The following is a 21,037-nucleotide window of genomic DNA, read 5'->3' on the forward strand; positions in this document are numbered from 1 at the left end:
GCCAGAATACCAGCTTGCGCACATAGCAGGCGTATGCAACTATTTATGAGGCGCTTGCAATTACTGCACACGCGGTATTCGAGCCAGCGCTCTTGTTTCCAATCTGTACGAAAGGAGTGGCTGCGATGCCACTGGGTCTGCTCGCCCTCGCAATGGGCGGCTTCGGGATCGGTCTCACCGAATTCGTCATCATGGGGTTGCTGCCGGAGGTGTCCGCCGATTTCCAGGTGAGCGAGTCGGTGGCCGGCTACCTCATCTCCGGCTACGCCCTCTCCGTCGCCGTCGGGGCGATCGTCATCACCGCGGCGGTCACCCGCTTCGATCGCAAACGTGTTCTCGAGGCGTTGATGGTGCTGTTCATCGGCGGCAACCTGCTGTCCGCGCTGGCCCCGACCTACGAGGTCATGATGGGCGGACGCGTCCTCGCGGCCCTGTGCCACGGTGCGTTCTTCGGCATCGGCTCGGTGCTCGCCGCCGACCTCGTGCCCGCGAGCAAGCGGGCCGGCGCCATCGCGACGATGTTCGCGGGACTGACGATCGCCAACGTGCTCGGCGTCCCGTTCGGCACGTTCCTCGGTCAGCAGTTCGGCTGGCGGTCCACGTTCTGGGCCATCACCGTCATCGGCGTCATGGCGTTGATCGGTATCGCGACGCTCGTGCCGGCGATGTCCCGCACCGAGGACGCACCGGAATCCGGTGGTCTGCGGAACGAATTGCGGGCCTTCCGGTCTCCGCAGGTGTGGTTCTCGATCGCGGTCACGATCCTCGGATTCGGCGGCATGTTCGGCGCCTTCACCTACATCGCGTTCACCCTCACCGAGGTCGGCGGATTCGCGTCCAGCAGCGTCCCGTGGCTTCTCGTGCTCTTCGGTGGCGGCCTGTTCGTCGGCAACTTCCTCGGGGGACGGGCCGCGGACAGGGCGCTCACCCGCACTCTGATGACGATCCTCGCCGTGCTTACCGTCGTGCTCGTCGTGTTCGCCCTCACCGCGGGCAGCAAACCCATGACGATCGGTGCCCTGTTCTTCATGGGCGCGTTCGGTTTCGCGACCGTCCCCGGACTGCAGATGCGCATCATGAACTACGCGGCCCAGGCCCCGACCATGGCGTCCGGCGCGAACATCGCCGCCTTCAACGTGGGCAACGCGCTCGGGGCGTGGCTCGGCGGCATCACCATCGCCGCCGGACTCGGCTTCACGTCCCCGATCTGGATGGGAGCGGCCCTCACCGCCGCCGCGCTCGGTGTTCTCGTAGTCGCTACCGCGCTCGACCGACGGTCGAAAGACCGGCAGACCGAGGAGGATCCGGTGGTGGTGCCGGTCTGACGACGCCGGCGCAACCGAATCCCGTACCGCGTCCGGGGTACTGACCGGAGGTCAGCCGGTCGCGTCGCCTTCGGCGACGACCTTCGTCGGCAAATCGATGCGTCGCGGAGTGCCTGCTTCGTCGCAGATCACGGTGACGAATGCCGGGAACACCATTCGCCAGACGCCGGCGACGGGGGACAGCGCACTCGCGGAGAAGTCGGCCCACGCGGTCGGCGGGAGGATCACCGGTCCGTCCTGATGCCACTGCGGCGTCGGGATGCGCGGGTTCTCTTCTTCTGCCGGGTCGATCACGAACCGCACGTTCGTCGCGGTTCCGGCTCCCACGTTGCGGAGCCGGAACCGGTCGATCGGACCGCGGATGCGCAGAACGTCGAAGTCGACGTGCGGTGGGATGGCCGGCCGGGCGGCTTCGACCATCTGCGTCAGCGCCGCGACTTGCTCCAGCGCGGCGTCCCGCTCGGCCTCCGCCCGGAGCCTCGCCTGATCGGCACGGTTCGCCTTCCGCCACGCGACGGCCGCGACAGCGCCGGCCAGCACCGTAGTCCCGACGGTCACCCACGATGCGGCATTCATGCGCGGAAACTTACCCGACCACCGCAGGGGCGCTCGGTGCGGACGTCCCGGACGCCCCGGGCTACTGAGCGGCCGGCGCATCCGGCAGTGGGGGCAGTGGCCTGGAGGCGACGTCTCGGGCCTCGTCGGGGGGGACGCCGACCATGGACAGCATGGTCTGGGCGAAGATTTCGTCGGCACCGTCCTGGGTGTGCGCCGACACGACATGATGCAGCGTCGACAGCAGGGCGCCGAACACGCACGACGTGGCGATCTCCACGTCGGGGATGGTGAATCGTCCACTGTCGACACCCTTGCGCAGGTCGCGCGCGGCGCGCGGGCCGAGAATGGCGATCAGCTGCGGGTGGGCAACGCCGAGTCGCACCACGAACCATCCCCACAGTGGATCGCTGATCGCGTGGCGCACGAGGTGACGCAGTGACGAGGAAAATACCTCGGCGGCGTCGGTCATATCGGCGGTCATCGAATCCATTCTGGCGCCGAGTGATTCGATCGATTCCTCGGCAACGGCCTCGACGATCTCGTCCCGCGAATGGAAGTAGTTGTAGAACGTCCCGGCCCCCAGGTCGGCGGCTTCGGTGATGTCCGACAGGCCCACCGCGTCGACGCCGCGTTCGGCCACGAGAGTGCGTGCGGCGTCGAGGAGTCGTGCGCGGGTCTTCTCTCGCCTGCGCTGGTGACGAGACGCCTGAGCAGGCGTTGCGGGGCTGTTCGTCGGTGCGGGCACATCGGAAACGCTACGCGATCGCCCCACGAACTCGGGCCGGGACGGACATCAGGTGAGCAGTAAGTCATAAATGAGGCATTGCTCAATAATGAAGAGTGTGTCACCATGGTGTCGTCTCTATGACCCAGCTCACTCGTGAAGAGGACGTGCAATGACGGACACCCAGGCGGTTCGCGACGAGGCGAACCTCGCGTACGACGCAGACGTGGCAGTGGTGGGCTGCGGCCCCGTCGGAGCACTGCTGGCCGTGCTTCTCGGCCGGCGCGGTCACCGCGTCACGATCGTCGACAAATGGCCCGCCCCCTACGAGCAGCCCCGCGCGGTCACGTACGACCATGAAATCGCCCGCATCCTCTCGATTCTGGGCATCGACTCGGACAACGATCCCGCGGTCGAGCATCACGACGACCTCTACTACTGGCGCAACGCCGCGGGCGACACACTCCTCGAAGTCGATTGGAAGTCCACCGCGGCATCGGGGTGGCGCACGCGGTACTGGTTCTCCCAGCCCGAACTCGAGAAGCGTCTGCGTGACGTCGCCGCGACGTTGCCGAGCGTGACGATCCGGCGAGGCTGGACGGCCACCGGTCTGGAGCAGGATGCGGCAGGCACCACACTGACCGGACAGGTCACGGCGACGGACGGCGGCTCCGCCACCGAAACGATCCGCGCACAGTATGTCGTCGGCGCTGACGGTGCGAACAGCTTCGTGCGTGCGGCGCTCGGCCTGGACTTCGTCGACCACGGGTTCTTCTTCGACTGGCTGATCCTCGACATGATCGTGCCGGATCCCGCGGGTCTGGACCTCGGGCCGACGCACTGGCAGTTGTGCGACCCGGTCCGGCCGACGACGATCGTCCCGGGCGGACCCGGACGCCGACGCTGGGAGTACATGGTGCTGCCGGGAGAGGACTGTCGGGATCTCGCGTCGGAGCGGTCGGCGTGGGATCTGCTCGCGCCGTGGGGCGTCACGCCGGACAATGCCGAACTCGAGCGTGCGGCGGTCTACCGATTCCAGGCGCGGTGGGCGGAGACGTGGCGCAACGGCCGGGGCCTGATCGCCGGCGACGCGGCGCACCTGATGCCGCCGTTCGCGGGGGAGGGCATGTGCGCGGGTCTCCGGGATTCGGTGGCCCTGGCGTGGCGCTTGGACCTCGTGTTGTCGGGCAGATCCGGCGACGCCGTCCTCGATTCCTATGGGACCGAACGCAAGGGGCACGTTCGCCACTACATCGACTTCTCGATGCGCCTCGGCAAGATCATCTGCATCGCCGACGCCGACGAAGCGGTCGCCCGGGATCAGCAGATGATCGCCGAACTCGCCGCGTCCGACGGCACCCCGCTCGACACCGACCTCGCCTCGCTCGGGCCGGGGCTGTGGCATTCCGGAACCGCCCATGCCGGGGAGCTCTCCGTCCAGGGCGTCGTGGAGGCGAACGGTCGACGGGGCCGATTCGACGACGTCGCGGGCCGCGGCTGGACGGTGATCGGTCGAGGCGCGTCCGCCTCCGACGTGTTCACCGATGCGCAGCAACGATTGTGGAACGGACTGGACGGACGGTGGGCACGGATCGGGACACCGGGTGAGGTCTGCGACGTCGTCGATGTGGACGGCACCTACACCAGGTGGCTCGACGACATCGGCGCCGACTTCGTGATCGTGCGCCCGGACTTCTACGTCGCGGCCACCGCCCCCGATGCGGCAGCATTACGTTCCTCACTCGACACGATTCTCGACGGACTGCACCTCATCGCGACCGATCGCGCACCGGTCGCGATCCAATGAAGGGAACTGCCCCCATGAACATGCATTTCGATCACGTGACCCTCGGGCAGCGGGTGCTGTTCGGGTCCGGACGTGCGGCCGGCAATCTCGCGGCCGAAGTGGCGCGGCTCGGTGCCGGACGGGTCATGGTCATCGCGTCGGGATCCGAATCCTCGCTCGCGGAGGAGGTCACGAGCCGCATCGACGTGGCCGTCTTCCACGACGACGTGGCCCCGCACGTCCCGATCGCCCACGCCGAGGCGGCCCGGGCGGTGGCGACGCAGAACGCGGTCGACCTGCTGGTGTGTATCGGCGGCGGTTCGACGACGGGGCTGGCCAAGGCCGTCGCTCTGACGACCGGGCTCCCGATCGTCGCGGTACCCACCACTTACGCCGGATCCGAGGCCACCAACGTGTGGGGGCTGACCGAGGACGCTCGCAAGACGACCGGCGTCGACGACCGGGTGCTGCCCGGCACCGTGATCTACGACGCGCAGCTGACCCTGTCGCTGCCGGTGGAATTGTCGGTGGCGTCCGGACTCAACGGCATGGCGCATTGTGTCGACTCGATGTGGGCACCCCACACCGACCCGATCAACCGCGCATTGGCGGCGGAGGGAATCCACGCCCTCGCGGCCGGACTGCCCGCGGTGAAGAGCGATCCGCGAGGTCTGGCCGGCAGGGAGCAGGCCCTGTACGGCGCGTACCTGTCCGCGGTCGCGTTCGCCTCCGCCGGATCGGGGCTGCATCACAAGATCTGCCACGTTCTCGGCGGCGCGTACAACCTGCCTCACGCCCAAACCCATGCAACGGTCCTGCCGTACGTGCTCGCCTTCAACGCTCCCGCCGCGCCCGAGGCGGAGCGGAGGATCGCCGCCGCATTCGGCACCGGCACCGCCCTCGCTGGACTGGATGCGCTGCGGGAGACACTCGACGCCCCGCAGGCCCTGAAGGACTTCGGGTTCGACGAGACGCAGATTCCCGAGGCCGTCGAATTGATCCTGCCGTACGTCCCCGACTCGAACCCCCGGCCGGTGACGGCCACCGACCTCGACGCACTCCTGCGTGCGGCCCACGCAGGCGAAACCCCGTCACTGTGAAAGGAATGCCCACCATGACGACCGAAATCGCCGAACCGATCAGCCCCGAACAGCGTGCGCTCGAGGACGAACTCGTCGCCACTGTTGTCGCCTCGTTCGACCACACCCCCGATCCGCGGCTGAAGGAACTCATGCAGTCGCTGACCCGGCACCTGCATGCGTTCATCCGTGACGTCCGTCTGACGGAGGCGGAATGGAACACCGCCATCGAGTTCCTCACCGCCGCCGGGCACATCACCGACGCGCGGCGGCAGGAATTCGTCCTGCTCTCCGACGTACTCGGTGTCTCCATGCAGACCATCGCCGTCAACAACCGGGCCTACAAGGGAGCCACCGACGCCACCGTCTTCGGCCCCTTCTTCCTCGACGACGCCCCCGAGATCCCGCTCGGCGGTGACATCGCCGGCGGCGCATCCGGTCAACCGTGCTGGGTCGAAGGCACCGTCACCGATACGGACGGCAAACCCGTGGCGGGTGCGCGCATCGAGGTGTGGGAGTGCGACGAGGACGGTTTCTACGACGTGCAATACGGAGACGAACGCGTTGCCGGACGAGCGCACCTGTTCGCCGACGACAACGGCCGGTACCGGTTCTGGGGCCTGACGCCGGTGCCGTACCCCATCCCGCACGACGGGCCGGTCGGCACGATGCTCGAAGCTACCGGGCGTTCCCCGGTCCGCGCGTCGCACCTGCATTTCATGGTCGCGGCAGGCGGGTTGCGCACCCTCGTCACGCACATCTTCGTCGACGGCGATCCGCAGATCGAGATCGGCGATTCCGTCTTCGGCGTCAAGGATTCACTGATCACGGAGTTCGCGCCGCAAGTACCCGGCACACCGACGCCGGACGGCCGCGATCTGGGGGACCGTTCCTGGGCGCGGGCGCGTTTCGACATCGTCCTGGCACCCGACGGCGTCTGACGGGGCGGTGCTTCCTATCCGGCGCGCTGTGCCGACGTTCGCGGACCACGCGGTCGTGGACCGGGGGACACCCCGAGAACAGCGAGGGGACGACGCTCGTCGTCCGGCAGCGCATCCGCTCGCCACTTCTTCACAGCCCGGTAGAGCCACTGACCCACTTGTTCACCGTCGGGGGTGACGTAGTTCGCGGGAACGAGCGCATTGCCGTGCTCTTCGCGGTAGGCGGCGATGGCGGTGAGCATGCGTCGCCGCTTGCCGTCGGCCGGTGACACTGCGGGAAGGGGGACCGCGTCGTCGCTCCAGAGAAATCCGATCGCATCGAGTTGCTGGATGCGTTGGGGCGGCAGGGTGCCCAGCATGCGCGCCACGCGCTGCCGGTCCTGCCACCGTCCCAGTCGGAATCCGCACTCGGTGACGTAGTCGGAGGGGATCACGCTGCGCGGGTGGTGCTGCCGAAAAGCGCAGTAGAGCTGTAGGGCGGAGGCTGTGGACCGGTTGTCTCGCATCGAGATCGCATCCTTGTGAAAGCCGTCGATCGTTGTCTGGATAGTCATTAGTTCAAGTATGTCAAACAGATTGACGATCTGTCACGGAAGTCGTGTTGTGTCGGTGGCGAATTGTGCGCGAGCAGGGCCGACAGCGTGCGTAATTCCCTGGATCTTCTGCGCCAGCTCACCCAGGCGACGGGCGCGCGCGATCTCGGCGGGCGTGAACGGCTCGTCCGCCGACCGGGTGAACACCAGTACCTCGCCCTCACCGGACGAAATCTCCACCCGTGCCGCCGTTGGGGGAGGGTCGCTCACACGCGAATCGACGTACTGGGCACCGAGGAGTTCCGCGATGGACAGCGGAAGTTCGGACGGATCGGCCGCCACCCGAGTCGCCAACATCAACGCCTTGGTCTGGCCGTCGATCAGGGCGAGCGCCGACGCGGGCCAGATTCCGACGTCGTGGCCGCCGCCGGCGCGGACGGCTTTCGACAGGGCGTCCGGTGACGTGTCCCTGCGGGCCCCGACGATCAATTCGTCGAGCGAACCGCCGTCGAGGTGATGGACGTGCACGGTCAGGATGTTCGCGTCCAGCTCCGCGAGGTTGTGGGCCAGCGATTCCAGCTGCCCCGGGCGATCGCTCACCCGGACGCGGATACGCCAGAGCGACTGGCCGGTCGCGAGCCGGCCGTGCTTACCGCCGGGAGGACCGTGCAGCCACCCGCCGAGGAGCCGCATCGCGGACGGTTCGACCACCCAGATCACCAGCACGGTCGTGGTGACGGTGAGGACCGCGACGGTGATCAGATAGGAGGCGTGGACATGAATGACCAAGGCGTGAAGCAACAGTTCGACGGGAAACACGGCGCACAGCTTCGCCAGCGCCAGGCGGACGCGGCGTGGATGCGGCAGTCGGCCGCATGCCTCGCACGCATTGACGTGAACTCCGGGTTCTCGCACGGCATCGTTCATGCATCCACTGTCATCCCACCGTATTGCGAAGTGGTTTCGTCGCCCGGTCGGTGGCGTGACGGCAGACCGTGAAATGCGTTGGACTGCAATGCAGATGTGGCGGAGGACACCGCGACACCGGTGCGAGCGATGGCAGCGAAACGCCGCTGCCGCCGGGACGGGACCCGGCGGCAGCGGCGGAATTCGGTGCGCTCAGCGCAGTGAGGCGGCGTCGCTCAGATCCGTTCCCCGGGTCTCCGGGGCCATGACGAAGCTGACGAGCGCGCCTACTCCGGCGATGCCCGCGGCGATGTACATCGTGGCGGACAGTCCGAGGGTCGACAACGCCCACGGGGTGGCGAACGTGCCGATCGCCGCGCCGATCCGGCTGATTCCCGTGCACAGGCCGACGGCGGTCGCCCGCACCTCGGTGGGGAACAGTTCGTTGGGGTAGATCCATTCGAGGATGGAGGGTCCGCCGTTGAACAGTGCGTAGATTGCGAACGCGAAGGCGATCACCCACAGGCCGGCGTCCGGTTTGATCGCGAGGAAGAGCAAACCGAGACCGGAGAGCACGAACCCCCAGATCAGAATCGGGCGCCGCCCGAGCCGATCGACGAGCAGCAGTGCGACGACGTTGCCGATCAGGAAGAACAGGTTGATGAGGCCGTAACCGATGTGGGCCAGATTTCCGGAGCCGAGGTTGAAGAGTTCGAGGATCTGCGGACCGAATGCGTAGATGGCGAACAGCGTCACGATCGTGCACGTCCAGAAGATCGAAATGAACACGACCCGCTGCAGGTATCCACCGCGCATCAATCCGCGAATGGACGTACTTCCCTCCTCGTCGGGCAGATCGTCCAGCGTCGCATCCGCCCCGATCGTCTTCCGCAGCACCGCCAGGGCCTCCTCGGAACGCCCCTTGCTCAGCAGCCACCGGGGAGACTCGGGGATGCTCGTGCGTGCCACGACGATCAGGGTGGCCGGAACCGCCGACGAGAGCAGCATCCACTTCCACCCGTCGGGATTGCTGAGCAGGAGGTATCCGACGAACGCGGCGGCGGTCGCCCCCACGAACCACATCGCGTTCAGGCCGCCGACGAGTTTCGCGCGCCACGCCTTCGGTGCGAATTCCGTGACCAGCGCCGTGGCGATCGGATAGTCGGCGCCGACCGCGATGCCGATGATCAAGCGCAGTATGAACAATTGCATCTCGTCCGCCGCGAAGAATTGCAGCACCGAGCAGACGATGATGACGACCAGATCGATGGTGTACATCAACTTGCGGCCGATCCGGTCGGTCACCGCACCGAACACGGCACCACCGAGGAAGACCCCGATGAGAGCGGAGGATCCGATCAGGCCGGCCCACAGTGCGCTCATGTCCCACTGCGCCTGGATCTGCACCATCGCGATGCCGATGATGCTGAGGATGTAGCCGTCGAGGAAGGGGCCGCCCGACGAGAAGAGGGCGAGTTTGGCATGAAAGCCGTTGAGTTTTGCGCTGTCCAGAGTGACGCCCGATCGGGCGGTGACAGTGGTGTCGAGGTTCATCTGAGGTATCCCATCGGGGGTGTGGGCTCGAGGATTGGTCCCCACGTGATGTGGTTGCTGCCACAGTAGGAAGCGAACCGGCTACGCGGAATTACCAATCTCCTACCAATTCATGCTCTGTGCTTATCAATTCGAGGGTCGACGGCCGCGACTCCGTCGATCTCGATCCGCTTGTCGCCTCGGAATCGTGCGACCTCCACGGTCGTTCGCGGAGGCAGCGCAATGCCTTCCAGGCGGCCGAGATATGCGGCGTTGTAGTCGTCGAACTCGGAGAGGTCGGCCAGGTACACCGTGAGCTTCAGGAGCGTGTGCAGCCGGCCACCGGATGCCCGGAGGGTCGCGTCCAGGTTGTCGAGGGCGACCCGGACCTGATCACCGATCGCGGTCGGGGTCTGCCCGTCCGCCGTGGTGGGAATCTGGCCGCAGGCCCAGATGGTGCCGGCGAACACCGCCGCTCGCGCGTACGGTCGCTCGGTGCCGGCCGGGTGGGAGACGAGTTCACGTCGATCAGTCACGAGGTGCCTCCGGGACGAGGAATCGCCTGCCGAGTGCGTACGCCCGCGACCATGTCGCGGCGTCGACGAACACTCCGTAGGAGACGGCGTGGCGATACCGCGTCTCCCGGCCGGCGGCGGTGTGGACAGGACGCGTGGTGTGCGCCGCGAGCGGCGCCGCACGGAGGAGCGTGCCTGCGCCGCACTCACCGTCGATCGGCCCGAATGCCGCGGGGGACACGTTGCGGTACATCTCGCCCGCGCCCGTCACGACCGTCGCGTGCGCCGGGCGTCCGCCGTCGTCGAGCGTGATCAGCCACAGTGGCGCGCCGGACCCGGACGCGGTGTGCAGGGCATACCAGGCGACGGCGTCGTGATCGACGATCCGGGGCAGGAGAACCGGACGCGACTGCGTCAGCGCCAGATCAACCGCCAGCGGACCCGTCAGCAGGGCACTCCTCGGAGAGCGCTCGACGATGTCGACGCCCGGTCCCCTGGTCAGGGTGGCGTCGGCGGGAGGCGAATCGAGATCGGCGATCGTGTCCAGGAGCGTGTCGATGCCGTTTCGGGCGTGGAGTTGCATTGCAGTCACGACGTCGGCCGCGCCGCCGGCTTCGCCCGGGGCGACTCCTGCGGCGTACAGGGCGCGGAACGCGGTCTCGCGAACCTCGCGCACTGCCAGCCGGATTCGGTTTCCGGCCGGAGGGGCGGTGTCGTGCTCGCGTTCGTGGGTGAGCATGTCGGTCATCGGCGTTCCTGTGTGTCGTGCAGTCCGGGGAAGACGTCGTCGAAGATCCGCAGCCAGTTCTCGCCGAGCACCTTCGCGATGGTTCCGTCGTCGAGGCCGACCTTCTGCAGGCACTCGGTCAGGGCCGGGAAGTCGGACGGACCCGAGAACCAGTGCGGCCACATGGGCCATTCGGGTTCGACCGGGTTCTGGTGAGGCGGTCGCCAGCGCCCGTTGCGCAACCAGGCGACGTAGTCCTCCGACCAGTTGCGGGTGCAGTCGCTGCCGATCGCGACGTGGTCGGGACCGATCTGGTCGACGAGTCGCGCGACCATGACCGCGAAATCCGCACTGGAGGTGGTTTCGCCGCCCAGGACGTTGGGGTAGAGGCAGCAGCCGATCACGCCGCCGCGGGCGGCCAGTGCGTCGATGACCTCGTCCGGTTTGTTGCGCGGGCTGTCGACGAACCAGGTCGGGTTCGAATGGGTGATGGCGACGGGCGTCCGGGAGGCGTCGATCGCGTCCAGGCAGGTGCGGTTTCCGACATGGGAGAGGTCGACGAGCATGCCCACGCGATTCATCTCGGCGATCAGGATGCGTCCGAACGCCGTGAGCCCCGAGTCGTGTTTGTCGTAGCAGGCGCCGCCCGCCAGGTTCTGGATGTTGTAGGTGAGCTGGGCCACACGAACGCCCAGTCGGTGGAAGATCTCCACCATCCGGTAGTCGTCCCCGAACGGCGAGGAATTCTGGAACCCGAGCAGGACGGCGATTCGGTTGTCCCGCTTCGCGTTGCGAATGTCGTCCGACGTCTGCGCGAGGGTCACGATGTCGTCGTTGTCGGCGGCCAGCTGGTACCACTGTGCGACGGCGCCGAGCGTGTCGGCGGGACCGTCCCACACCGCGCACGTGGCATTCACCCCGGTGACGCCACCGGCGCGCAGTTCCTCGAGGACTTTCCGATCCCAGTTGTTGATCTGGAGTCCGTCCACCACCAGCAGGTCGGAGTGTGTGAGCGTGTGCACTAGGCGTCCTTTCGCGGCTTGCGGGTGAAGATCCAGTCGTCGTCCACTCCGGCGGCGACGTCGTCGACCCGGGGGGCTCCGGAGTAGAGGGTCACCCGGAGCCAGTCGGTCGATTGCGGGCTGTAATTTTCCATCCCGTACATCGCAAGTTGGAATCGCTGCAGATTGAGGGGCAGGAAGTTCCGGGCGAGCAGGTTGTCGTGCGCCTCCGCGTACGGTACGTCGGTCAGCGACTGCACTCGGGCGACGACGCCCCGGTGCCGCGGATGCTCGACGAGAAACGCGGCGACGGCGGCGTCGTCCGGGGCGGACGCCAGATCGCGTGCCAGGGCGGCGACGGATCGGGCCACATCGATCGGATGCTCGACGTTCTCACCGGGATCGAGTCCCCGGCGTCCGCGGCGCGGCTCTTCGTTGTTGTCGGACGAGAACCAGAAGTGGGCCTGCTCGTCGGGGTCGTCGAAGTCGAAGCGGTGCACCCACGCGTAGCGGTTGTGGAGGTCGGCGCGGAACTCGCCGCAGGTCTGCGCGGGCTCGACGTGCTGCCGCTGGTCGCAGCGCAGCAATTCCTCGACCTCGGTGTCGAGTTCCGGATGCACCTCGACGATCACGGAGTCCATCACACCGCGGGCCTCCACCCCGATCGACGCGGCCCGGTCGTGCAGCGCCTGCCAGGCGTGGGTGGTGCGCGCGCCGCCGATCGTGCCGGCGCCGACATACTCGGACAGTGTGTCCCGAAGCAGGTCGAGCTGGGGGGCGAGTTCGCCGCACGTGATGAAGGGTGCCGTCGACATGTCGGCTCGTTCGGTGAAGTAGTGCGTGGCCCGGTCGAGCAGATCGAGCGCGGTGCGGATGCGCGGGTCGCCGGGCGCGGTCGTCTGCGCGAGTGCGTGCGCGAGCGGGAGTTCGCGGGTGGCGCACCAGGCGTCGAGCACCTGCGGATGGTTGACGACGTAGGGCACCATCCCGAGCCCGGTTGCATTACCCAGGCCCAGGTAGCGTCGCCAATCTCCGGACAGGCGCGCCGACAGCGGGTTTCGGGCGCGGGCGCAGTGTTCGACCAGGTCGTAACTGAGTTCCCGCAGCAACCACGCGGTCAGCATGTGCGCCCGGTAGGGCAGTCGCAGGGGATGGTCGGCGTCGAGCCGATCGAAATCCGCGAGCCCGAACTTGCCGTTGCTGTAGAACGCGGTACTCCGCAGAATGTAGGCGGCGTCGCCCATCGTCGCGATGTCCGGTTGATCGCCCGAGGCCAACCGGTCGACGACGTAGTCGAAGAAGCGGGCGCTGCGGTTCGCTCGCGTCCAGATGAGAGTGCCGTCGTCCGCCCGGCCCTCCTCCTGCCGCGGTACCTCCGATCGCAATGCGCTCGAACGACTCTCGGTGAGCGAACCCTCGATCAGGGCGCCGGTGACGTCCCAGGCCTTGGCGATGACGCGGTCGGTGCGATCGCTGTCGGCGAGGGTCGTCGAAAACACGACGAATCTCACCTCGTGCGTACCGATGACGACGCGGTACACGACCTCGCCGCGGCCGTCGGCGTCGACGTCCCACCGTTCGCGATCCACCTGCCATTTCTCGGCGGCGGCAATTCGGAGGAAGGAGCGGGCGAAGCTGTGACGGGTGTAGCGGGCGGCCCCCATGTCGGCCGGGTCCAGAACCTGCTCGGGGGACCGGGCGGAGGTCTGCGTCCGGCGGAGCAGTGCGGTCGGCCTCATGCCTCGCTCCTCGGCGTCCCGGTGCGGGCGTACGCGATCTTGCTCCACGTGAAGAACTCGGCGCTCGTCGCCGCGTTCTGCTCACGGGGTGCCGGGAAGGAAGAATCCTTGAGTCCGCCGAAGGGCGCGTGCAATTCGGACCCGGTGTTGGGCGCGTTGACCTTGATCAGGCCGGCATCGAGGTCGCGAATGCAGCGACGCGCAGCCCGCTCGTCGCAGGTGAAGACCGCGGCGGTCAGGCCGAACGGTGTCGCGTTCGCGATGTCGATGGCCTCATCGAGGTCCTTCGCGCGCAGGACGGTGGTCACCGGTCCGAACACTTCTTCCCGGCTGATGGTCAGCGCTGTGGTGCCGGCGAGCAGGGTCGGGGCGACGAATGCCGCGCCCGAAGTGGGAAGGGGTGCACGCGCCAGCAGTTCGGCGCCCTCGGACAACGCCTGCTCGATCGCGGCCGTCACTTCCTTCGCCGCGCGAGGGGAGACGAGCGGGCCGATCTGCGACTCGGAGGCCAGACCGTCACCGACCACCAATGCCTCGACGCGCGCGACGAGTTCGGGGACGAGGTCGTCGTAGGCGTCGCCGACAGCGATGATCCTTCTCGTCGCCGTGCACTTCTGGCCGGTGCTTCCCATGGCTCCGGCGATCAGCACGGCTGCCGCGTCCCGCGGATCGACGTCGGGGAGGACGATCGCCGCGTTGTGCCCGCCGAGTTCCATCTGCACCTTCGCACCGCGCGGGACCGCGGCCGCCTGAATCGACCTGCCCACCGGAACCGAGCCGGTGAAGGTGACGCCGGAGATCTCCTCCCGTGCCACCAGTTCCGCGCCGATCGGTCCAGGGCCCAGAATCATGTTGAGGACACCGGCCGGGACACCAGCTGCGGCAAGGACTTCGGCGAACGCGGCGGCAACGGCCACCGTGTCGCTGGCAGGTTTCCATACGACCGTGTTGCCCCACAGCAACGCCGGCGCCAGCTTCCACGCCGGAATCTGCAGCGGGAAGTTCCACGGCGTGATGGCGGCGACCACCCCGAGCGGTCGGCGGACCGTGCGGATCACCTCGTCGGGATGCGAGGAGGGGAAGGTGGCGCCGTCGGCGTTCCGTGCCTGGGCTGCGTGGTAGTACAGCGTCTCGACGGTGGCGCCCACCTCGGCTCGCGATTCGGGCAGTGTCTTGCCCTGTTCGCGGGTCATCAGAGTCGCGATCGCCTCGGCACGCCCGGCCAGGATCTCGGCGGCCCGGCGGAGGACGAGTCCGCGGGCGATGATGCCGCGGTCGTCCCACTCGCGGCGCGCCGACACCGCCGCGGACGCCGCCGCGTCGAGCAGGCGGGTGCCGGCCTGGTGGTACTCGGCGACAACGGTCTCGTCGTAGGGGTTCGTCGTCGAGGTGACCGGGCCGTCGCCGTCCACCCATTCGCCGCCGATCAAGTGGCGGAGACGATTGTCCGTGTCTGGTGCGGTGAGGTGGTGCTGCACTGCTGACTCCTCGAAGGCCTGGTAATTCGGTGCCCTCAACGCTAGGCCCGGCGCGGACCGTGCAGAAGTACCTATTGTCAACCGACTGATAAGTTGCAAGTATCAATCGGGTGGAACTGCGGCAGCTTCGATACTTCGTCACGGTGGCCGAGGAGATGAACTTCAGGCGCGCCGCGGAACGCCTGCACATCGCGCAACCGGCGCTCAGCCAGCAGATCAGCAAATTCGAGAAGGAACTGCGCACCACCTTGTTCGAGCGCACGACGAGACGCGTCGAACTGACCGACGCGGGCCGGGTGCTCCTCGACGAGGGCAGGCGGGTCCTGGCGGAAGCCGATCACGCGCTCGCCGCCGTCGAACAGGTCGCGCACGGGGAGGTGGGACTGCTGCGGATCGGTTTCGTCAGTTCCGCGGCGTTGCGGATCGTTCCCGCGACGGTGCTCGCCCTGCAGAAGGAGTGGCCCGGGGTTCAGGTGGAACTGTCCGAGTCGACGACCGACCGCCAGCTGTCAGCGATCGCCGACGGCATTCTCGACATCGGGCTGGTCCGTGAAGTCGACCGCGCGGACGGCATCGTGGTCCGGCCGCTGACCCGCGAGCCGCTGCTGGTGGCGATGCACTCGTCGCATCCCTTCGCCGACCGCGCGTCGGTGCGGCTCGTGGAACTGCGCGACGAACGGTTCCTCACCTTCCCGCGCGGTCAGGTGTCGCGACTGTACGACCACATCGCGGCGCTGTGCCATCACGCGGGTTTCCGGTTGGAGGCCGCGCAGGAAGCCCTCCAATTTCCCACCCTCCTCGGGCTGGTCGCCGCCAATACCGGAGTCACCATCGTCCCGGCCAGTCTCCGGGCCCTGCATCTTCCCGACCTGCGGTACGTCGCATTGTCCGACCCGCAGGCGGCGTCGACGGTGTCGGTCGCGTATCGCGCCGACAGGCAACAGCTTCCGGCGATCCGGCATTTCCTCGACGTCGCCTCGTCCCTGGACCTTGCGGACGAGAACCGGTAGGCCGCTATCCGACCTCGAACTCGTCCGATGTCCCGGTGAAGGCGGTGATCGTTCCGGCCGCGTCCCGGCCGTCGCCGTGGTGCTGCACCCGGTATCGCCCGGCGGGCGTTCCGTCGGGGATGTCCCACGTGATGCGCGCGACCGACCGGTGGGGATCGGTGCGCGTCCAGTGGTACCTGGTCGACCAGTCGCCGTCGTCGGCGTGAGGCACCCAGCGGTCACCTGTGAAACGCTGAATCTCGAAGAACGTTCCCCCGCGACGTGGGTTGTTACGCGGGTGGCCGGTGACGAACTCGACGGTGATCTGTTGGCCCTGCTGTATTTTCGCGGCCGGTTGGGTGAGTGTGTCGCCGAATCCGCGGCCGACCGGGGGTTCGTCGTGATCGACACCCGGGCCGAAGTACGGCTGGAACTGGGATAGGTCGCGCGGCGCCGGGCCGCGCGGAACGTCGCTGCCGGTGCGCAACGCGTCGGCGAGCGTCGCGAATCCCTGCTGGTAGGCGGGCAGCGTGTAACGGCCGAACAGGGTCGACCCGCCCTCGTACTGCTGCGCGTCGTATTCCTGTGGCGTGGTGCAGTAACTGGCATACGAATTGGCGTACCCCTGGAAGATCACGTTCTCCAGTGGGACGCCGAGCCTCGCGGCGACGGTGCGGCGGATCCGCAGTCCGGACACGATCGTGAATTCCGCGGGACCGCCCACGACGTACAGTCCGCCGATGCGGATGATCTGAATCTTCAGCACGTGCGGAACCCAGCCGTCCGGTGGCAGCAGACCCACGGCCACCAGCACGAGTTTCGGCGCCTGCGCGTCCCGCAGCCACTGCGGGATCGGGGCGTCCATCCCGCCGAGCGCGTCGACGAGCGGGTTGGTGGTGCCCTCGGGAAAGATCGGGATGGCCGGACCGTCCTCGGTGCTGCCCGCGCTCATGGCGGCACCGACACAGGCGGGCGACGTCCGATACGTGCGGCCGTCCGGGGTGAACTCGCCGCCGACCTCCTGATTCGCCATGTCGAGGTACATGATTCGGCTGTCCAGGCTGCCGGTGACGGTCTCCGACGCCGACTCCCATGCGGTGCGTGCGGCCGCCACCTGCCGCTGTCCGATGATGCGGGTGTTCTCGAACTCGTCGTCGGTGGGCCCGTGGCCGGGCCGTAGGTCGAGGTTGGGGGACATGTCGCCGGTGTTCGTCTGCGGGAACGCGGCGACGAACTGCGGTGTGCCGCCGTCGAGGTAACGCACTCCCTCGTGGTCGTGCTCCCAGAAGTACGCGGCCGCGCCCTTGTTGTCACCGGAGATCAGATGGTTCGCCTCGGTGAGCGACGCACCGTGGGTGGGGAACCAGTTGATCGCGCCGACATCCTTGCTGCCCTGCGTGATTCGCAGGACCCGCATCGACGTGTCGATGCCCAGCGGGTAGTAGTCCTTGTCCTCGGTGGGGTTGCGGTCGAACGCGATCCGGGAACGGTTGACGCTGGCGTCGGGGAGTTCGCTGCGACCGTAGGACAGCGAACCGGGTGCGAGGGAGTCGTGCGCGGCGGTGATCGCCTCGACGATGCCGCCGACCTCGGCGTCGAACACCTGACGATTGTGGCCGAGCACCGCGAGGTTGTAGGCGTAGTCGTGGGACGCGCCGCCGCACGCCGCGTGGGAGTGCACGGCCGTGAGCATCACGTTGCGTTCGGTGTACAGGTCGCCGTGGAGCTGCGCGAGGCGGGCGAGCACGGCGTCGTGGACGGACTGGAAGATCATGCAGACGTCGACGCATACGTACACCACGCGTTGTGGCCCGCCGCGCTCGGCGAACGCGAAAGCCCGCGCGCGGGTGCGCTGATGGAGCCCCTCCGCGCGCTGTTCGAAGCTGGAGTACCCCATCATCCCGACGTCGGCGACCGGACCGGTGGCGTCGGAAATGCCGACGCCGACCAGGAATTCGCCGTCGCTTCCGGTGCCGGGGTCCGCGGTCGCCGTCGCCGAACCGAGGGCGGCGACAGCCGGGGCCAGGGCTGCCCCCGCGAGCACGCTGCGTCGTCTGATCTGCACTATCGATCGTCCTTTCGGCGGCGAGCCCCCCGGGTCGCCACGAATTGGTCAAGCGTCCAGAACTGTAGCCCACGTGAGTGCGAAAGCGTGCCAGGGCGCACATTGGCACTCACGTGCGGTCAGACGGGCTGCGCGTCCCCGAACGTCATCTTCAGATCGGGAATCGACGACGTGACGAGTGCCCGCCTCGGAAGTCCCAGCGACCGCAATTCGTCGGCGATGGGGTGGCTGCCCAGTTTCAGCTCCGCGCCGCCCGGGCGGGAGCGGACCCCGCCGGGTGCCATGTCCCAGGTGGTGAATCGGGTGAGTCCGTCGAGGTGTGAGTAGGCGGCGAGCGACGTGCTCGCACCCGAGCCCGGCACCGGGATGCCCGGTTTGACGCTCAACTGCGCGATCAGCCGGCCGCCCCGGCTCACCGAACCGCGCTTGACCGACCCTGTGTGGGCGACGTCGAAATCGGCGAGGACCTTCGGGAAACCCCAGATGCCGCGGCCGGCGGCCAGGGTGAAGTCGCCGTCGACCGGCAACTGATGGATCAGCGCCCCCGCCCGGCCCCGGGCCAGCGCCTTCAGGTCCTGCGGGACCGATGCGCCCTCGGCCCGGTGGTCCCGGACGAGGAACGCCACCCCGAACTCGTTGTACGGTCCGAGGTCGCCGTCCACGTAGTCGACGAACACCAGCACGCACACGCCGCGTCCCGGCCGGAACTGCAGGATCTCCAGACCGCTGTAGTCGATCAGCGACTGCGCGGCCGCGGTCGGAACCGAATACATCGCGCTGAACGCCGACGCCGCCCGGATCTCCACCGGCATGTCGACCTGCTTGCCGAGAACCTGGTGCGACGTCACGGCGCAACCACCCCGCGCAGTCCGTCGGCGCCGAACATGGGCTCGAACATCGATGCGAAGTCGGGGCCGCGACGCAGCATCTGACCGCCGTCGACGTTGATGATCTGTCCCGTGATCCACGTCGACTCGGGGCCGAGCAGGAACTTGGCCAGCGCGGCGATGTCGGTGACCTCGCCGACCCGGGCGATCGGGGTGTTCGCCAGATAGTCGTCCAGCACGGGGCCACCGTCGGTGATCAGCGCGACGAGGTCGGTGCGGGTCAGTCCGGGCCGGATGCAGTTGACGCGCACGTTGCTGGCCCCGAGTTCGTCCGCGGCGAGCCGCGTCAGGTTGTCGACGCCCGCCTTCGACGGACCGTATGCGCCGAACCAGCGGTGCGTGTTGCTGCTCGCGATGGAGGAGATGGTGACGATGGAACCGCCGCCCCCGGCGACGAGTGCCCGGGCGGAATGCTTGATCGTCAGCATGGTGCCGGTGACGTTGAGGTCGACGGTCCTGCGCCAGGCGTCGACGTCGAGCTGGGTCACCGGGCCCACGGTTTCGTTGCCGCCGGCGCACGTGACGACGCCGTCGAGTCGACCGGTTCGCCCGCTCGCCTCGGCGACCGCACGGATGACGTCGTCCTCGTTCGTGACGTCGGCGGTGACCGCGTCGACCGTCCCCGCGGGACGGTCGGAGGTGATCTGCTCCGCCGCGCGTCTCAGTTTCTCCGCGTTGCGACCACAGATCGTGACGTGGACGCCGTCGGCGGCGAGGGCGGTGGCGACGCCCAGTCCGATGCCACTGCCGCCGCCGGTGACGAGTACCGATGTCTTCGCGAGCCCGTTGCTGCCGTCGTGGGTGACCACGTCCACCTCCAGGTGATAGAACTCGTGTCAATTATCGAGTCGAAGATCTGCGAATCGTCCCGCTATACCACTGCGTCATAGTAAGAACACGTTCTATTGTTGGGGCAGGATTCGTCGGATTCAATGCTGAGGAGCGTCTCGATGACGGACAGGCCGGAATTCGATCTGATCGACGGACGGTTCTACTCGGGCGAACTCGGCGACCCGCGGCAGGCCTACGCGTGGATGCGCGCCCACGAGCCGGTGTATCGCGCCGTCGGCATTCTCGGAGCCGCGTCGTACGAGGCGGTCCTCGCGGCCGAACGCGACCCGGAGTTGTTCTCCAACGCCGGCGGAATCCGGCCCGGGGTGGGCCCGCTGCCGCAGATGATCGACATGGACGACCCGCAACACCTGCAGCATCGACGCCTCGTCAACGCCGGCTTCACCCGGAAGCAGGCGGAAGCGAAGATCGGCCGGATCCGCGAGATCTGCGACCACCTCATCGACGCCGCGCGCGACAAGGACGACGTGGACTTCGTGCGCGACCTGGCCGCGCCGCTCCCCATGGCGGTGGTCGGGGACATGCTCGGCGTGCGCCCCGAGGAACGCGCCACGTTCCTGCAATGGTCCGACGACCTGATGAACGCACTCGGCAGCAACGCCACGGACGAGGAACTGCTGGCGCAGGCGAACGCCTACGTGGCGTTCAACGAGTTCACGCTCCGCACCATCGAGGAGCGGCGCAAGAACCCGACGGACGACCTCACCAGCATCCTCGTGCACAGCGAGATCGACGGACACCGGCTGAGCGACGCAGACATCGTCGGCGAAACCCTACTGATCCTCATCGGCGGCGACGAGACCACCCGGCACGTCCTCAGCGGCGGCATGGAACAGCTGATGCGGCACCCCGAACAGCAGGCGCGTCTCGTGAACGACCCCGACGGCATCCCGACCGCGGTCGAGGAGATGCTCCGCTGGTCGTCGCCGATCAAGAACATGTGCCGCACCGTCACCCGCGACGTCGAGTTCTTCGGCACCGACCTGTACGAGGGCGAGAAGATGATGCTGCTGTTCGAATCCGCCAACTTCGACGAGGCGGTGTTCGAGCATCCCGACGTCTTCGACATCGAACGGTCACCGAACCCGCACGTCGCCTTCGGTTTCGGCACCCACTTCTGCCTCGGCAACCAACTCGCCCGGCTCGAAGCGAAGATCATGTTCGAGCAACTCCTGTCCCGCCTGCCCGACATGATGCTCGTCGACGACGGCCCGCTGCGGTTGCGCCCGGCCAACTTCGTGTCGGGGCTCGAGGAGATGCCGGTGAAGCTGTAGGCGCTTCGCGCCCGTGCGCCTTTCTGGTAGGGCGGATTCATGCGGTCATCGCAACATCAAGTAGTTCGTTGAGCTTCTCGGTTGGAGTATGCCAGTCGTGGGTTTTGCGGGGTCGGTCGTTGAGT

The 21,037-nt window shown here is 67.6% G+C and carries 19 protein-coding genes; 6 read left to right on the plus strand and 13 right to left on the minus strand.

Going from position 1 to position 21,037, the window contains the following annotated elements; genetic code table 11:
- Positions 1–125: 125 nt before the first annotated feature.
- Positions 126–1,325, plus strand: a complete 1,200-nt coding sequence (locus ACFTWF_RS19790; RefSeq protein WP_378462875.1) for an MFS transporter — start codon at positions 126–128, stop codon at positions 1,323–1,325.
- Between the two features lie 51 nt (positions 1,326–1,376).
- On the opposite strand, the gene ACFTWF_RS19795 is transcribed toward ACFTWF_RS19790, so the two are convergent.
- Entirely contained in the window at positions 1,377–1,901 is a 525-nt protein-coding gene (locus ACFTWF_RS19795) for a hypothetical protein (protein WP_378462876.1), read from the minus strand.
- Between the two features lie 61 nt (positions 1,902–1,962).
- Positions 1,963–2,628, minus strand: a complete 666-nt coding sequence (locus ACFTWF_RS19800) for a TetR/AcrR family transcriptional regulator (protein ID WP_378462877.1) — start codon at positions 2,626–2,628, stop codon at positions 1,963–1,965.
- Between the two features lie 151 nt (positions 2,629–2,779).
- Here ACFTWF_RS19800 and ACFTWF_RS19805 point away from each other — a divergent pair, with 151 nt between their 5' ends.
- Genes ACFTWF_RS19805 through ACFTWF_RS19815 form a run of 3 tightly spaced genes read left to right on the plus strand, consistent with a single transcriptional unit; the run spans position 2,780 to position 6,413 of the window.
- Positions 2,780–4,414, plus strand: a complete 1,635-nt coding sequence (locus ACFTWF_RS19805) for a bifunctional 3-(3-hydroxy-phenyl)propionate/3-hydroxycinnamic acid hydroxylase (RefSeq protein ID WP_378462878.1) — start codon at positions 2,780–2,782, stop codon at positions 4,412–4,414.
- Positions 4,415–4,428: 14 nt separating this feature from the next.
- Positions 4,429–5,493, plus strand: a complete 1,065-nt coding sequence (locus ACFTWF_RS19810; protein ID WP_378462879.1) for a maleylacetate reductase — start codon at positions 4,429–4,431, stop codon at positions 5,491–5,493.
- 14 nt (positions 5,494–5,507) lie between these two features.
- The gene (locus ACFTWF_RS19815) at positions 5,508–6,413 is read left to right on the plus strand and encodes a dioxygenase (RefSeq protein WP_378462880.1); all 906 of its coding nucleotides are present in this window, start codon (positions 5,508–5,510) and stop codon (positions 6,411–6,413) included.
- A gap of 14 nt (positions 6,414–6,427) precedes the next feature.
- On the opposite strand, the gene ACFTWF_RS19820 is transcribed toward ACFTWF_RS19815, so the two are convergent.
- From ACFTWF_RS19820 to ACFTWF_RS19855, 8 genes are all read right to left on the minus strand, one after another.
- Positions 6,428–6,919: a helicase associated domain-containing protein gene (locus ACFTWF_RS19820; RefSeq protein WP_185729966.1), complete on the minus strand. Its 492-nt coding sequence runs from the start codon at positions 6,917–6,919 to the stop codon at positions 6,428–6,430.
- Between the two features lie 81 nt (positions 6,920–7,000).
- On the minus strand, positions 7,001–7,873 hold the full coding sequence (locus ACFTWF_RS19825; protein ID WP_378462881.1) for an amino acid-binding protein: 873 nt from the start codon (positions 7,871–7,873) through the stop codon (positions 7,001–7,003).
- 192 nt (positions 7,874–8,065) lie between these two features.
- Entirely contained in the window at positions 8,066–9,406 is a 1,341-nt protein-coding gene (locus ACFTWF_RS19830; protein WP_378462882.1) for an MFS transporter, read from the minus strand.
- Between the two features lie 110 nt (positions 9,407–9,516).
- Complete coding sequence (locus tag ACFTWF_RS19835) at positions 9,517–9,921, minus strand: RidA family protein (protein ID WP_378462883.1); 405 nt, start codon at positions 9,919–9,921, stop codon at positions 9,517–9,519.
- Positions 9,914–10,648 (minus strand): hypothetical protein, encoded by a 735-nt coding sequence (locus tag ACFTWF_RS19840; protein ID WP_378462884.1) that lies wholly within the window; start codon positions 10,646–10,648, stop codon positions 9,914–9,916. Before ACFTWF_RS19840 ends, ACFTWF_RS19835 begins: the two co-directional genes overlap by 8 nt.
- The gene (locus ACFTWF_RS19845; RefSeq protein WP_378462885.1) at positions 10,645–11,649 is read right to left on the minus strand and encodes a membrane dipeptidase; all 1,005 of its coding nucleotides are present in this window, start codon (positions 11,647–11,649) and stop codon (positions 10,645–10,647) included. Before ACFTWF_RS19845 ends, ACFTWF_RS19840 begins: the two co-directional genes overlap by 4 nt.
- On the minus strand, positions 11,649–13,367 hold the full coding sequence (locus tag ACFTWF_RS19850) for a hypothetical protein (RefSeq protein WP_378462886.1): 1,719 nt from the start codon (positions 13,365–13,367) through the stop codon (positions 11,649–11,651). Before ACFTWF_RS19850 ends, ACFTWF_RS19845 begins: the two co-directional genes overlap by 1 nt.
- Entirely contained in the window at positions 13,364–14,845 is a 1,482-nt protein-coding gene (locus tag ACFTWF_RS19855; protein WP_378462887.1) for an aldehyde dehydrogenase family protein, read from the minus strand. Before ACFTWF_RS19855 ends, ACFTWF_RS19850 begins: the two co-directional genes overlap by 4 nt.
- Positions 14,846–14,955: 110 nt before the next feature.
- Here ACFTWF_RS19855 and ACFTWF_RS19860 point away from each other — a divergent pair, with 110 nt between their 5' ends.
- Positions 14,956–15,855 (plus strand): LysR family transcriptional regulator, encoded by a 900-nt coding sequence (locus ACFTWF_RS19860; RefSeq protein WP_378462888.1) that lies wholly within the window; start codon positions 14,956–14,958, stop codon positions 15,853–15,855.
- Between the two features lie 4 nt (positions 15,856–15,859).
- Here ACFTWF_RS19860 and ACFTWF_RS19865 read toward each other — a convergent pair whose 3' ends face one another.
- The 3 genes from ACFTWF_RS19865 to ACFTWF_RS19875 form a co-directional block, all read right to left on the minus strand.
- Positions 15,860–17,899: a neutral/alkaline ceramidase gene (locus ACFTWF_RS19865; protein ID WP_378462889.1), complete on the minus strand. Its 2,040-nt coding sequence runs from the start codon at positions 17,897–17,899 to the stop codon at positions 15,860–15,862.
- A 119-nt stretch (positions 17,900–18,018) separates the two neighbouring features.
- On the minus strand, positions 18,019–18,747 hold the full coding sequence (locus tag ACFTWF_RS19870) for an acetoacetate decarboxylase family protein (RefSeq protein ID WP_378462890.1): 729 nt from the start codon (positions 18,745–18,747) through the stop codon (positions 18,019–18,021).
- Entirely contained in the window at positions 18,744–19,595 is an 852-nt protein-coding gene (locus ACFTWF_RS19875) for an SDR family oxidoreductase (protein WP_378462891.1), read from the minus strand. Before ACFTWF_RS19875 ends, ACFTWF_RS19870 begins: the two co-directional genes overlap by 4 nt.
- A 141-nt stretch (positions 19,596–19,736) precedes the next feature.
- On the opposite strand from ACFTWF_RS19875, the gene ACFTWF_RS19880 reads away from it, so the two are divergent.
- Positions 19,737–20,912, plus strand: a complete 1,176-nt coding sequence (locus ACFTWF_RS19880; RefSeq protein ID WP_378462892.1) for a cytochrome P450 — start codon at positions 19,737–19,739, stop codon at positions 20,910–20,912.
- Positions 20,913–21,037 lie beyond the last annotated feature (125 nt).

Source organism: Rhodococcus sp. NPDC056960 (genome assembly GCF_042674125.1).
Lineage (GTDB): Bacteria > Actinomycetota > Actinomycetes > Mycobacteriales > Mycobacteriaceae > Rhodococcus_F.

Bases quoted from the DNA above. Each gene is read 5' to 3' on its own strand.
- ACFTWF_RS19825 (WP_378462881.1), bottom strand. From the start codon at position 7,873: ATGAACGATGCCGTGCGAGAACCCGGAGTTCACGTCAATGCGTGCGAG.
- ACFTWF_RS19810 (WP_378462879.1), top strand. From the start codon at position 4,429: ATGAACATGCATTTCGATCACGTGACCCTCGGGCAGCGGGTGCTGTTC.
- ACFTWF_RS19850 (WP_378462886.1), bottom strand. From the start codon at position 13,367: ATGAGGCCGACCGCACTGCTCCGCCGGACGCAGACCTCCGCCCGGTCC.
- ACFTWF_RS19840 (WP_378462884.1), bottom strand. From the start codon at position 10,648: ATGACCGACATGCTCACCCACGAACGCGAGCACGACACCGCCCCTCCG.
- ACFTWF_RS19815 (WP_378462880.1), top strand. From the start codon at position 5,508: ATGACGACCGAAATCGCCGAACCGATCAGCCCCGAACAGCGTGCGCTC.
- ACFTWF_RS19805 (WP_378462878.1), top strand. From the start codon at position 2,780: ATGACGGACACCCAGGCGGTTCGCGACGAGGCGAACCTCGCGTACGAC.
- ACFTWF_RS19830 (WP_378462882.1), bottom strand. From the start codon at position 9,406: ATGAACCTCGACACCACTGTCACCGCCCGATCGGGCGTCACTCTGGAC.
- ACFTWF_RS19880 (WP_378462892.1), top strand. From the start codon at position 19,737: ATGACGGACAGGCCGGAATTCGATCTGATCGACGGACGGTTCTACTCG.
- ACFTWF_RS19820 (WP_185729966.1), bottom strand. From the start codon at position 6,919: ATGCGAGACAACCGGTCCACAGCCTCCGCCCTACAGCTCTACTGCGCT.
- ACFTWF_RS19790 (WP_378462875.1), top strand. From the start codon at position 126: ATGCCACTGGGTCTGCTCGCCCTCGCAATGGGCGGCTTCGGGATCGGT.
- ACFTWF_RS19795 (WP_378462876.1), bottom strand. From the start codon at position 1,901: ATGAATGCCGCATCGTGGGTGACCGTCGGGACTACGGTGCTGGCCGGC.